Origin of the sequence: Lutibacter oricola (assembly GCF_900106565.1) — a bacterium.
GTDB classification, from domain to species: domain Bacteria; phylum Bacteroidota; class Bacteroidia; order Flavobacteriales; family Flavobacteriaceae; genus Lutibacter; species Lutibacter oricola.
In genome coordinates this window covers 90,001-104,105 of record NZ_FNNJ01000007.1, presented here as the reverse complement: position 1 = coordinate 104,105, position 14,105 = coordinate 90,001, and the positions used below count along the sequence as shown (strand labels likewise).

Annotated in this window: 8 protein-coding genes; 5 read left to right on the top strand and 3 right to left on the bottom strand. The window is 30.9% G+C overall.

Annotated elements, in window-relative coordinates; genetic code table 11:
- Nucleotides 1–11 precede the first annotated feature (11 nt).
- The 5 genes from BLU40_RS12735 to BLU40_RS12715 all read left to right on the top strand — a co-directional run bounded on the left by BLU40_RS12735 (nt 12) and on the right by BLU40_RS12715 (nt 8,829).
- The gene (locus BLU40_RS12735) at nt 12–3,170 is read left to right on the top strand and encodes a SusC/RagA family TonB-linked outer membrane protein (RefSeq protein WP_090124132.1); all 3,159 of its coding nucleotides are present in this window, start codon (nt 12–14) and stop codon (nt 3,168–3,170) included.
- Nucleotides 3,171–3,181: 11 nt separating this feature from the next.
- Entirely contained in the window at nt 3,182–4,921 is a 1,740-nt protein-coding gene (locus BLU40_RS12730) for a RagB/SusD family nutrient uptake outer membrane protein (protein ID WP_090124129.1), read from the top strand.
- 278 nt (nt 4,922–5,199) lie between these two features.
- Nucleotides 5,200–6,627, top strand: coding sequence for a sucrose phosphorylase (gene gtfA / locus BLU40_RS12725; RefSeq protein ID WP_090124126.1), 1,428 nt, complete (start codon nt 5,200–5,202; stop codon nt 6,625–6,627).
- A 61-nt stretch (nt 6,628–6,688) separates the two neighbouring features.
- A complete protein-coding gene (locus BLU40_RS12720) occupies nt 6,689–7,936 on the top strand; it encodes an MFS transporter (protein ID WP_090124123.1) in 1,248 nt (415 codons plus the stop codon).
- Nucleotides 7,936–8,829, top strand: coding sequence for a carbohydrate kinase family protein (locus BLU40_RS12715; RefSeq protein ID WP_090124120.1), 894 nt, complete (start codon nt 7,936–7,938; stop codon nt 8,827–8,829). The genes BLU40_RS12720 and BLU40_RS12715 overlap by 1 nt, the downstream gene beginning before the upstream one ends.
- Before the next feature lie 80 nt (nt 8,830–8,909).
- On the opposite strand, the gene BLU40_RS12710 is transcribed toward BLU40_RS12715, so the two are convergent.
- The 3 genes from BLU40_RS12710 to BLU40_RS12700 form a co-directional block, all read right to left on the bottom strand.
- On the bottom strand, nt 8,910–10,922 hold the full coding sequence (locus BLU40_RS12710; RefSeq protein ID WP_090124117.1) for an RICIN domain-containing protein: 2,013 nt from the start codon (nt 10,920–10,922) through the stop codon (nt 8,910–8,912).
- 24 nt (nt 10,923–10,946) lie between these two features.
- On the bottom strand, nt 10,947–12,206 hold the full coding sequence (locus BLU40_RS12705) for a hypothetical protein (protein WP_139170965.1): 1,260 nt from the start codon (nt 12,204–12,206) through the stop codon (nt 10,947–10,949).
- Between the two features lie 228 nt (nt 12,207–12,434).
- Nucleotides 12,435–14,105: a glycosyl hydrolase family 28-related protein gene (locus tag BLU40_RS12700; RefSeq protein ID WP_090124112.1), complete on the bottom strand. Its 1,671-nt coding sequence runs from the start codon at nt 14,103–14,105 to the stop codon at nt 12,435–12,437.

Sequence of the window (14,105 nt, the reverse complement as noted above, 5' to 3'; positions counted from 1 at the left end):
AAAGATGAATTATGAGAACTAAATTTATTTTAACTCTAATTTTATTTGCTTCAATTTTTACAATACAGGCACAAAAATTAGAAGTAAAAGGTGTTGTTACATCTTCAGAAGATGGCTCGCCTTTACCAGGAACATCTGTGTCAATATTAGGAACAACTAAAGGTGTTGTTACTGATTTTGATGGAAATTATACAATAAGTAATATTGATAGTAATGCTACTTTGGTATTCAGTTATGTGGGGTTTACAACTCAAAAAATTCCATTAAATGGAAAAAGTAAAATAGACGTTGTTTTGACACCTGATGCACAATCATTAGATGTTGTTGTATTAACAGGTTATACTAGAGAACGAGCAGTAGATGTAACAGGATCTGTATCTGTAGTAGACGTATCTTCATTGGAAGGACAAAGTATGAGTTCTGGTAATCCAATGCAAGCAATTCAAGGAAAAGTACCAGGATTGTTTATTGAAAAATCTGGAGATCCTAGTGGTACGAGTAGTAGGGTTTTAATTCGTGGAGTTAGTACTCTAGGAAATAATGATCCATTATATGTTATTGATGGAGTACCAACTGTAAGACAAGAAGTAATGTCTAGCTTAAATCCTAGTGTTATAGAATCTGTGCAAGTATTAAAAGATGCATCAGCCTCAACAATTTATGGTGCAAGAGCAGGTAATGGTGTTGTTATTGTTACAACTAAAAATGCACCAAAAGGAGATGGTGAGAAAATTAAAGTTTCATACAATACTAATGTATCGGTACTTTCAGAAAAATCTCAACGTTACGACATGTTAAATGCGGAACAACGTGGGCAAGTTCTTTTTCAAGCATCGGTAAATGATGGCGCTGATCCAAATAGTGGATATGGTGAAATATATAATTTTGATTGGAATGGTGATTTTAACAATCCAGTTTTAAATAGTTTAACAGTACAACCTTATGTAGGTGGAGATACTAATGTGCCTGTTGGAGATACTGATTGGCAAGATGAAGTTTATAAAACAGGTTTTGTTTATAATAATGATTTTACGGTATCTGGAGGTACTGATAAAATGTTTGCGTTATTAAACGTTGGGTATTTAAAAAATACAGGTGTTTTAGAACATACAGGTTATGAAAGATATTCTGCTAAATTAAATACAAACTTTAAATTGTTTGATGACAAAGTAAAGGTTGGAATTAATACTCAATTTTCAACTTCAGATGAAACCTTAGCATCTCCAGATGTTGGTAGTGCGCCAACTCCAGGGTTAGCAATTAGCTTAGCTCCAACTATTCCTGTTTATACAAGTACTGGAGACTATGCTGGCCCTTTAGGTTCAGGTTATTCAGATAGAAATAACCCATTATACATGCAGTATATAAATAGATGGGATAATACAGAAAGAACATCGTTTTTTGGAAATGTTTTTGCTGAAATTAACTTAATGAAAAACTTAGTTTTTAGAACTAGTTTAGGTGTTGATTTTAATGATTATAGCGATAAAGATATTGAAACAACAGTTGCCAACGGATTTATTACTAGAGCTAATAATAGTTTAACATATGATACTAGTAAATATACAAGTTGGACTTTTACTAATACATTAAATTATAATTTTGAAATTAATGAGAAACATAAGTTTGATGTATTATTAGGAACAGAAGCTATTAAATCTGATTTAAATTCAATTGTAGCTTCTGCAGATGGTTTTGCAGTTGAAACAGAAACATATTTTACGCTTTCTGCTGCAACAGGAGCAAGAAGTTCTAATGGAACATCAACAGGGAATAGATTATTATCTCAATTTGGAAAAGTAAACTACTCTTTTGATGATAAATATTTAGCGTCATTTACTTTACGACGTGATGGTTCTTCAAGGTTTGGTGAGGACAATAGATATGGTATTTTTCCAGCAGCAACAGTTGGTTGGAAAATTAGTGAAGAAGATTTTTTGGCTGATAACGAAACAATTTCAAGCTTAAAATTTAGAGCTGGTTATGGAACAGTAGGTAACCAGTCTATTGGAGATGTTGCAAGATTTGGATTGTATGAAGCTAGATATGGACCTAACCAAAACGTATATGTTCCAGATTTTTTCAATATTTATTACAATGTAGGAACCGCTTATGATTTAAACGGAGCAAACACAGGTAATTTACCTTCAGGTTTTGTATCAATTCAAGCAGCAAATTCAGGATTAAAGTGGGAAGAAACTAAAGAAGTAAACTTTGGTGTTGATTTTGGATTATTTCAAGGTAAAGTAATAGGTTCATTTGATTACTTCAATAGAGATACTGAAGGAATTTTAATTCAACCACCAATTGCTTCAGCTGTAGGAGAAGGTCAAGTTCGATATTTAAATGGAGCTTCAACAAACACAAAAGGATGGGAATTATCATTAGCATATTCAAAAACATTTGATAATGATTTAAAAATGACTGTTTCAACAAATTTTGGAGCATTTAAAGATAAAATTACTGAACTACCTGAAGAAGTTAGAACAGCATATCCTGGTACAGCAGAAAACTCAATTATTGGTCATTCACAATTTTCAATATTTGGATATAAAACAGATGGTTTATTCCAAAGTCAAGCTGAAGTAGATGCACACGCAACTCAAATTGGAGCAAGACCAGGTGGAATTAAATTTATCGATTTAAATAATGATAATGTAATTGATAGTGACGATAGAGACTTTTTAGGAACCACATTACCTGATTTAGAGTATGGTGTAAGAGTTGATTTAGAATATAAAAATTTCGATTTTTCAGTATTTGGTTCTGGGGTTGCAGGTAGAATAGGAATAGATTCTTATATTTTCTATAACAATTTTGTACAAGGTAGAGATAACGCAGGTTTAGGAACCTTAAACGCTTGGACTTCAACAAATACAAATACCGATGTTCCTTCACTTTCTTTGGTGAATAATGATACGCAAACTTCAGATTATTTATACAGAAACAACTCATATTTTAAAGTTAGAAATATGCAGCTAGGATATTCATTACCAGAAGAGATTATTGAAAAATGGGGTGGAATGTCAAGTTTTAGAATGTATGTGCAAGGAGAAAACTTATTTTGGTTTACTCCAAGCGATTATATAGGAGCTGATCCTGAAAGATCTAATATCAATAACATACCTGTTCCAACAGTACTATCATTAGGTTTAAATATTAATTTTTAAGAATTGAAAAAATGAAAAAATATATAAAAATAACTTACTTTTTATCAATTTTACTATTGATATCATGTAGCGAAGATTTTTTAGATTATGAGCCAGAAGGAGTGTTATCTTCTGATAATGTTGCAACTGCAGAAAATGCTGAATCATTAGTTGTAGCAGCTTATGCAGGAATTGCAAATGATGAAATGATTGGTCCTGTAACTCACCAATGGGTATATGGAAGTGTAAGGTCTGATGACGCCTATAAAGGTGGAGGAGGAAGAGGTGATGTAGATGTGGTTGACCATTATGAGCAGTATAATTTAACTAAAGCAGATGACGGAGACTGGATGACTCCTAGAACTTGGACAAATCATTATAAAGCAATTTCAAGAGCAAATTTTGCTTTGTCAGTAATTAATGAAATTCCAGACGCAGAATATGCAGATAAAACAACTCGTCAAGCTGAATTACGTTTTTTAAGAGCTCATTCACACTTTATGTTGAAGCTTTTATTTAAGAAAATTCCATATATAACTGAAGAGTTAACACAAGAGCAAATTCTTGAAACTTCAAATGATTTATCTAATGAAGAGTTGTGGAATGTAATTGCAGATGATTTTTTATTCGCCTATAACAATTTACCTCAATCTCAAGATCAAGTAGGAAGAGCTGATAGGAATGCAGCAGCAGCTTATTTAGCAAAGTTAAGATTATACCAAGCTTATGAACAAAATGACAATCATCAAGTAACTTCAATAAATACAGCAAGACTGCAAGAAGTAATTGATTATGCTAATGAGGTAACTTCTAGTTTAGAAGCTGATTATGGAAACAATTATATGGATGGTTTTGACAATGGATCAGAATCAATTTGGGCAGCGCAGTTTTCAATTAATGATGGAACTGAAGTAAGTCGTGTAAGTTATGTAACAGGATTAAACTCTCCTCACGGTACAGGTTTATATGGATGTTGTGGATTTCACTTAGCAAGTCAAAATATGGTAAATGCATTTAAAACAAATGCTGAAGGTTTACCTTTATTAGATACATTTAATAATGAAGATATTTATACTACTATTGATGGAAATGGACATTCACCATTAACAGCTGGAATAACTTTAGATCCAAGAATTGACCATACTGTTGGAATACCTGGAAGACCTTTTAAGTATAGAAATACTGTAAATGAAGCAGGTGACATGATTTATAATTTTTCATGGGCTAGAGATCCTGGAGTATATGGATATTTTGGGAATATGAAAGAACAACAAGCACCAGATTGCGGTTGTTATGTTAAAGAAGGTCCGTTTGTAGGAACCTCTAAAAATGTTGATTTTATTAGATATGCTGATTTGTTATTATTTAAAGCTGAAGCTATGATTCAATTAGATCAATATGGTCCAGCAACAGATTTAATTAACGAAGTTAGATTAAGAGCAGCTGCAAGTACTTCAATGCCAATGGATGCAGGAGCAACAGATATTTATAATATTGGTACATATCCAACTTTTACTTCAAAAGAATATGCTTTAAAAGCTTTAAAGTTTGAAAGAAGATTAGAATTTGGAATGGAAGGACCAAGATTTTTTGATTTAGTTAGATGGGGAGAAGCAGAAGAGGTGTTAAATGGATATTTAGCAGTTGAGAAAACAAAACGTGATTTTTTAGCAAATGCCCAATTTACATCTGGTAGAGATGAATATTACCCAATACCACAAAGAGAAATAGATTTTACAGGAGGATTGTACATTCAAAACCCTGGTTATTAAATTTTAAAATACGGTAAGGATGATTGTTAGTCATACTTAATAATTAATGTTTGAGTTTATTTTTTGAAAGGCAGATAAATACCTGCCTTTCAATTTTTAAAGGTTTCGAAATTAACTTTTACCAATAAATATTTATTAAAAGAAAAAACTTGAATTGAGCTGAGCCATTTAGATGGTTAAAAATGTGAACTGCTCTCAAGAGGTTAGGTTATGTTCTTTTTATAAACTATGAGAGCGTTCACTTTTTTAATTCCCCACACCGATAAACGAAGTAGAAAATGAAAAATAAAATACAATTAATAACGTATGTAGATAGGTTAGGATGTAAAAGTATTCAAGATTTAAATTCACTCTTCAAAAATGAATTTAAAGGACTTTTTGGAGGTTTGCATATTTTACCTTTTTATTACCCTATTGATGGAGAAGATGCAGGTTTTGACCCTATAGATCATAATTTAATAGACCCTAGATTAGGCGATTGGAACGATTTAAAAGATTTAAGTGAAGAGGTTGATATAATGGCAGATTTAATTGTAAATCACGTATCAGCTAAATCAATTCAATTTCAAGATTATCTTCAAAAAGGTGAAAAATCGGAGTATGCTTCTTTATTTTTAAATTATAATACAGTGTTTCCAAATGGAGCAACTGAAGCCGATTTGATGACAATCTATAGGCCTCGTCCAAATCTTCCTTTTTCAATGTTTAAATTAAATGACGGATCGGTTAAATTAATTTGGACAACCTTTACTAGCAATCAAGTTGATATTGATGTAAATAATGAAATTGGAATCAAATATTTGGAAAGTATTTTAGATACTTTTGAAAAAGGAGGGGTTAAAATGATTCGTTTGGATGCTGCTGGATATGCTATTAAAAAACAAGGAACATCTTGTTTTATGATAGATGAAACCTATGAATTTATAAGCCAACTTACTGAAAAAGCTAAAGCAAAAGGAATAGAGGTATTAGTTGAAATACATTCATATTATAAAACTCAAATTGAAATTGCAAAAAGAGTAGATTATGTATATGATTTTGCATTGCCAGTGTTAGTTTTAGATACTTTATTCAATAAAAACACATCTAGCCTTAAAAAATGGTTAGAGGTGAGTCCTAAAAACGGATTAACAGTTTTAGATACACACGATGGAATTGGAATTGTAGATGTTGCTGGTGAAGATGAAAAACCAGGATTGATTCAAAATGATATTTTAGATAAAATAGTGAATCAAATGCATGCAAATAGCAAAGGTAACAGTTTAAAGGCTACTGGATCAGCAGCTTCAAATTTGGATTTATACCAAGTAAATTGCACTTATTTTGATGCGTTAGGTAGAGATGAAAACGCTTACTTAATGGCGAGAGCTATTCAGTTTTTTGTACCTGGAGTTCCTCAAGTTTATTACGTAGGTTTATTTGCTGGTGAAAATGATATGGAATTATTAGAGAAAACTAATGTTGGTAGAGATATAAACCGTCATTATTTTACAAAAAGCGAAATTAAAACACATTTAGAAAAGCCTTTAATTAAAAAATTAAAGGAGTTAATGATTATAAGGAATAACCATAAAGCATTTAATGGAGATTTTAATTTAATTGAAACTTCAGAAGATGTGCTAAATATAAAATGGACAAATAAGGAGCATTGGGCAGAACTTTTAATAGATTTAAAAGCTATGAAAATGGAAACTAGTTTTTCATAGTAACTTATAAAACAGCTCATTTTAATCGGTAATATTATTTAATTTTATAGAAATAAATAAAATGAAAGATACGCAAGTACAATCGGCAGAGTACAATCAAAAAAACATTAAGTGGTTAACTTATTTGATGTTTATGATGTTTGCCATGACAACAGATGCTGTTGGTGTAATTATTCCTGAAGTAATGAAGGAATTTAATTTATCGATGACAGCCGCCGGTTTATTACATTATGGTCCTATGACAGCCATTGCTTTAGCAGGAATATTCTTGGGTTTTATAGCTGATAAAATTGGACGAAAAAAAACTATTATTATTGGCTTGGCTTTGTTTGCCATTAATTCTTATTTGTTTTTGTTAGGTAATACTTTTGGTTTTTTCTTAGTGTTGCTTATTATTTCAGGGGTCGCAATTGGTATTTTTAAAACAGGTGCTTTAGCTCTTATTGGCGATATGTCAAAATCTACCAATGATCATACTTCAACAATGAATATAGTTGAAGGTTTTTTTGGAGTAGGAGCTATTATTGGTCCGTTTTTAGTAAGCTATTTTTTAACTAGAAATGTAGATTGGAAATGGTTGTATGTTGTTGCAGCTACATTGTGTGTAGTATTGATAATTATTGCTTTTTTTGCAAAATACCCTAACACTAAAAAATCAACCGAAGAACCAATAAACATAGAGAGAACGTTGCTTATGGTAAAAGATAAATATGCGTTAGGTTTTTCTTTAGCTGCTTTTTTATACGTAGCTGTTGAAGCTGCAATTTATGTATGGATGCCAACTTTAATTTCTGGTTATGATGGTAGTTTTACATTTATTGCTTTATATGCTTTACCAATATTTTTTATTTTACGAGCAGGTGGACGTTTTTTAGGAGCTTGGATGTTAGAACGGTTTGATTGGACAGTTGTAATGTCAGTTTCAAGCTTTATAATCCTTCTATGTTACGGGTTAAGTTTTGTAAGCGAAACCGCAACGGTTATTTTGTTGCCACTTTCAGGTTTATTTATGTCTGTAATTTACCCAACAATAAATTCAAAAGGAATTAGTTGCTTTCCAAAATCTAGTCACGGTTCTGTAGCAGGTATTATTTTGTTTTTCACTGCAGCAGGAGCAGCAATTGGCCCTTTATTAATGGGAGTGGTAAGTGATTTTTTTGGTTCAAATGCAACTTACGGATTTATGTTAGCAACCCTATTTGCAGCAATATTATTTATTGGGTTTTTGTTAAATATGATTTTTAAACCAACACATATTCGTATTTCTAAGTTAAATGAAAGTGAATATACTAATTTAAGAGAGTTATAATGTTAGAGAAAAAATTAAAAGCTGTTTGTTTTGGAGAAATATTATTTGATGTGTTTTTAAAGCATAAAAAAATAGGTGGAGCACCATTAAATGTTACTTCAAGATTAAAATCATTTGGAGTTGATTCTACAATTATTAGTGCTGTTGGAAATGATGATAATGGGAAAGAATTGATTGCGTATTTTGATGGTTTAGGAATATCTACAAACTCAATTCAAGTAAAAGAAAATTATCCAACAGGAGTTGTAAATGTTAGGTTGAATGAAAAAGGAAATGCATCTTATGATATAACATACCCATCAGCTTGGGATAAAATACGGTTATCTATTGAGGATTCAGAATTGGTGAAAAGTGCTGATATTTTTGTTTTTGGAAGTTTAGCATCAAGAGATGAATCAACAAAAAAAACATTGTTACAGTTATTAAAAGTGGCAAAACACAAAATTTTTGATGTAAACCTAAGGAAGCCACATTATACTGAAGATACTCTTATTGAATTAATGAATGAAGCTGATTTTATAAAATTGAATGACGAAGAACTGTATGAGGTTTCTCGATTTATGGGGTCAAATTTTAATTCATTAGAACAAAATATTGAATTTATTTCAAAAGAGACAAACACCAATTCTATTTGTGTTACTTTAGGATCTCATGGAGCAGTATTATTCATTGATGGTAAATACTATCACAATTGCGGATACTATGTTGATGTTGTTGATACAGTTGGTTCTGGAGATTCTTTTTTAGGTACTTTAATTTATAAATTGTTTTCAAATGCTAGTCCACAAGAAGCTATTAATTGTGCTTGTGCTGTTGGTGCTATTGTAGCAAAAAATGAAGGTGCAAATCCAGTAATTGATGAAAAAGATCTGGGTGCTTTTATTAACCCATAATTAATTTTGGTGTTTGTAAAACCTATAATATTTAGAATTAAAAAGCGGATAAAATTTAAAATTTTATCCGCTTTTTAATTCTAGTTTGCTTTGGTTGTTGTGAGTTGTTCGTATTTAAACAATCTAAGTTTTTGTTTTTCATTGTTTGGGTCAACAACTTCACTAGTTGGTCTAGATGAATTACTACCAATAATTTTATAATAGTCCTTTACTTGATCTTCAAACATTAAGGCATATTTATAATTTATTTTATAAGCACTCCAAAAATCTTTGGTTGTTACTGGTGTACTTACTCTTTTGTATTTAATTACATCGGTAAAATCTGTAATTTCATAAATAGCTTCTACTAGTAGTTTAGCTTTGGATTCAGCAGTTTTTTTAGTAATTGTAAGAAGCGTTTTAATATCTTTTTTATCTGAATTTACTTTGAATTGTCTACTAATAAATCCACCTTCATCATCAGATAGTTTATGGTTTTGTGGTACTTTAATGGTATGATTTTTTGTTGGTACAAATGCTTTTTTTGTATAAGGGTCAACTAAATACCATTCTGTCCAAGCACCGTTGTGGTCTTCCCAAATATGAATGTTAGAACCGTTATGGTTTTTTCTTCCATCTAGGCATAAAACTCTGTTAGTATTTGTATAAATTTTAAAACGACCGTTGCCTAAATGTTTAAGCTTTAAGTTTTGTCGTTTATTTGAGTTGTTAGACCATAATTCAACATTAGTACCGTTTTTAGTTCGTCCACCGTCTACATTTACTCGATAACGTGGACTGTAGCTAACTTGAATTTCATAATAACCAGGCATTGAAGAATCTGTAAATTTGAATTTTCTATCGAATCCACCATCAAGATTCCATACTTGGAAGTTTTTCCCATCTGAAAGTGAAGGATTGTCTCCAGGAATATCCCAACAACCTCCAGAATTTTTTCCGTAATTCATGGCACTTTGAATAATAAACTCTTTTGTTGAAGGTATTTTTGCAAAAGATTTTTTTACAAATTTTTCTTCTTCAACAATTAATCTAGCTCTTCCTTTAATAGTTGGAGTTATTTTATGAAGTGCATTTTTAGCCATATCGCTAACACTAGGAAACGATTCTATTTTACCAATAATGGCTTTAGCTTCTTTTGGTGCTCCAGTAGCATCTAAAGCGCTTTCCAAAGCTATTTTTTTAACGCCTCCATCTACAATAAATGCTGTTTTTTCAAGTATTTCAGAATTTTCATTACCAGAATAATCTTCAGCACCTTCTTGTGTAATTTCAATGGTTTCATTTATAACTTCTAATTTATCGCTTCGTTCATCTAAGTTTTTAGTGAATTTATAGCGTTTGTTAGATGAAGCTTTGCCTATTTTTCCTTTGTTTTTACTTTTTAAGCCTGGTAAACCTACAAAAGTATCAATTCCAGCATCTACAACTCCCATTAGCGAACTTTGCATAGAAGTTCCACCGCAAATTAAGGTAACGTTGTACGATTTTAATTTTTGAACACGGTATTCGTCTTCAATAAAATTAGGAATGTTTAATTCAATTTTATCTACTCCGGTAAAAAAGTTTCTGTTACAAATTTGTTCTGGTTCAATGGTTGTTCCTAATATTACTTTTTCTTTAAAAGGAGTTAAGGAATAACTTTCGCCAATAGGTTTGTTTACGTAACCGCTAGCGTATAAAGTGTCAGGGATTTGAACAACAATAGGTTTTCCTTTTCCAGGTCCGTTAGGTTTGTTGGTTGTGTTTGCGATTTCAATTTCAAAATCCAGCTTATTTCCTCCGTAAAATACCTGAAAAATAGCGTCGGTTTGTGCTATAATTGTTTTTTTTGAAGTTTTTAAATCTTCAAAATCAAGAATTGTTAAACCTCCCGGATGTTGGTTTACCCATAAATGTAATCCTCTTCTTTTATGAAGTGTGGTTAGGTTTATTTCAATAATATCTCCTTTAGAAACTTCAAATGTTTTTAATTTTGAAGCTTTTTTTTGAGATGTATATTTTCCTTTTACTATACTTATTTTGGTTTCTTGAGCATTTGCAATAAATGTAAAGCAAATAAATAGGGTTAATGTGTAAATATATTTTTGAAGCATTTTTTCTTTTTTATGAGTTGGGGACTAATTTTTAATTGAACTGTAAGTTGTAGATTTAAAATATTGATAAGTTGTTTTTGGTACTTCAATAGTTTCTAAATCATAGGTTAACTCATTAGCAAAGAGTTTTTTAAAAATAGGGGCGTAAAAAATAGCATTGGCTTCCATATGAATATTTTTAGCTTGGGTTCTTTCTGGGTTTGCAACTATAAACCATTCGTTTGGATAAGGTTTAGAAGAATAAATAAACAAATTAGTTACTTTTCCTTTTTGAGTGTAACTTAAATCATTTTCACTGTAGGATTTTATTCCTGTACCTCCTCCACTTATTTTTTTTCCAGCTTTTTTATTAAATGCTCCTACAATTGCACCACCTATTTTTTTTCCTCCGCCTACTACTTTATCTGCACCTTTTTTTATGTTGTTACTTGGAGAGTATATTTCTTTAACAACATTAATGTCGGAATGTCTGTTTGAAATAAAATATTGGATTGGTTCGTTTCCTGGTTGAGGGCCAACTAATGCCATTGCTCCGTGTGCGGCAAAACTTGCTGCTGGACTTAAAAATAATGCGCCAACTGAAACCGTAACATCAGCTATAACCCAATGTTTTGCTCCTCCAATGGTAGAATTTATAGAATACGTATAGCCTTTAAATTTTCCATTGCGAGGTATTAGATTTTTATCAATTCCTAAATCGTAACCTTTTGCTTGTGATTTATGTTTTCCCCATTGTCCAAGAACTTGAGAATGAAAATTAAAAGTTTCAATATTTTGGTATAAATACCTATCAAAAACTTTGAATTCTTTTTTAGCTGCTATTGGCTCTTTATAGCCAACCATACTATCTACTTTGTAATTTACTAACTCTTTTTTATAAGTGTTAAAGTTTGTCCAAGCTGGGTTGTAAAGTTTGTTACTAGCTCTTGAAATGTTTATAAAAACATCTCTACTTCCCATAGATTTTGCTTTAAATTCAAAAGTGTAAACACCTTCAGTAGGAATCGCAATTTCTTGATTTATTTCAAATGAGTTTTCAGATTTCCAGATTGTTTTTCCAAAAATGTTTTTAACAGTTACTGTTTTAAGTTTTTTACCTTTTTCAGTTTTAAAAGCTAGTTTTATTTTGTCGTTTTTATCAAAAGCAAAACTAAATTTTTTACCCTCAGAATTAATGTGTTTTTTTCCTTGGTAAATAATTGCTTCGTTTGTGTTTGGTTGATCTTGTTGTGCATGTAAATTAATGACAAAAAACAACATGCATACTTTGAGTAGTTGTTTCATAGGGGTTATTATAATTTTAATTATTATTCAACAATAAAATGCAAGCAATACTGAGGTGTTAAAAAAGTCTTTAGTTTACCTAGTGCGGCATTTTTTATATAACGTTTTTTTATATGGTTCTAATAAAAAGATGCTATTTAGAGGTATAAAAGTATGTATTTATTTAATTAGAATGAATGTAAATTAGATAACTACTTAAAGAGAAAATTAATTGTAATTAGAAAAGGTTTAGTTGCTAAGCCTTAATTTTAACTGAGTTTCATACAAATTGACCATTGGTTTTTTAGTATTTAAGCCTTCAACATAAATCCACTCATCACTTCTGTCCTTAAAACTATGTTCAATACTTAGTTGTTTTTCTGGGTTAGAAGAATAAACTCCTACTAAAATACTGCGTAAATATTGTTTATGGCAATCTATATGTAGTTCATTTTTAAACTTAATTGAATCTCTCCAAATCCAAGAGAAAAATATTTCTTGAAACTCACCATCTTCCCAACCTTCCATTCCAATATTCCAAAAAGTATTGTATTCTCCAGAGTGTGGAATATTTTGTGGTGCAGCTCCACCAGCAATTTGTTTTACATTAACTATGTTTTCATACAAGTTATACATTGGTGGACAAAATCCTGCATCTGCCATTCCGTGTAAATCTAAAGGAGTAGGAAATTTATAGCTAATATTTCTATAAACATTTCCAAAGGAGCAACCTTCTAAACCAGGACCGTGAGTAACTTCATTTTCAACTTCAATATTTTGAACCAAATTATCTGATGAATGATACATTTTTGGTGAATAATGACCAATTTTTCCCGTAATTTTAATGTCTTCAATAGTTACATTTCTGCTATTTACTAAATGTGTTGTTTGTGTGTAATTATCAATATGAATATCACGAATCCAACCGTTAGCAACACGATGCAAATTTATTGCTCCCCAACCATAATCCATTTCTCTGTTACCGTGATGTTTGTAGTTTCCGTCCCAAGCACTTTCGAATTTAAAATGTTCCACACCAATATTTTTAAGCATTGGCATTTTACTAATAGTTGGCTTGTATTTTAATAATAAATCTCTACGAGTAGGTTGTTTTAGTTCAATGTGAGAATTATCAATAATGTTAGCAATTTCGACAGGGTATTGAAAAGAAGCTGCTCTTTGAATTCCAGCTTCAGAATAACTTTTTTGAAATTCTTCAAACTCCAAAGGATGCATTAAATCATTCATTAAATTCCCATCATCCGTTGTGTTGTTCAAAGCAATTAAAATAATATCTCCTTCGTTTAAATCTTTTGTTGAATTTAGTTCTAATATAGAAGTTCCGGCTTTAACGTCTTGTTTAATTTCAGAAAAAACATCTAAATCTTTAACATTAAAAAACGATGATGTGCCGTGTAAATTTAAGCCTGTATGAAATACAAAAGGAGATAACCAAGGACTGTTATCTTCTGCTTGATGTGTAGAACTTCCACTAAAAATAATGGTTCCGTTTTTTGCTGAACCAGAACCACGCAATACAATATTGCTATAGTTTATTTTAACAATATCGGTTTTTGTAGAATCGGTATTCACTAAAAATTTCCCTTTCGGAAAATAAACAATTCCTCCGCCATTTTTACCTGCGGTTTCAATAGCTTTATTTATGGCATTTGTGTCGTCAATTTCATCATTTGGTATGGCTCCAAAATCTGTAATAGTGTATGTTTTTCCTTTAACTGTTGGAATTTTTTTTTCGCCATAAGCATAACCTGCGTAGGAATAATCGGGTAGGTTAGAAGCTATTCCTTTTTGTTTGAATTGTTTTAATATTTTTGGTTCCCAAATGTTTTCTTCTGAATATTTTTTAGCACAACTAAAAAATAAAATTCCTGTAAAAAATAAGAATACAAACTGTTTCAT

Coding starts and splice junctions, on each gene's coding strand:
- BLU40_RS12735 (WP_090124132.1), top strand. CDS start 12: ATGAGAACTAAATTTATTTTAACTCTAATTTTATTTGCTTCAATTTTT.
- BLU40_RS12730 (WP_090124129.1), top strand. CDS start 3,182: ATGAAAAAATATATAAAAATAACTTACTTTTTATCAATTTTACTATTG.
- gtfA (WP_090124126.1), top strand. CDS start 5,200: ATGAAAAATAAAATACAATTAATAACGTATGTAGATAGGTTAGGATGT.
- BLU40_RS12720 (WP_090124123.1), top strand. CDS start 6,689: ATGAAAGATACGCAAGTACAATCGGCAGAGTACAATCAAAAAAACATT.
- BLU40_RS12715 (WP_090124120.1), top strand. CDS start 7,936: ATGTTAGAGAAAAAATTAAAAGCTGTTTGTTTTGGAGAAATATTATTT.
- BLU40_RS12710 (WP_090124117.1), bottom strand. CDS start 10,922: ATGCTTCAAAAATATATTTACACATTAACCCTATTTATTTGCTTTACA.
- BLU40_RS12705 (WP_139170965.1), bottom strand. CDS start 12,206: ATGAAACAACTACTCAAAGTATGCATGTTGTTTTTTGTCATTAATTTA.
- BLU40_RS12700 (WP_090124112.1), bottom strand. CDS start 14,105: ATGAAACAGTTTGTATTCTTATTTTTTACAGGAATTTTATTTTTTAGT.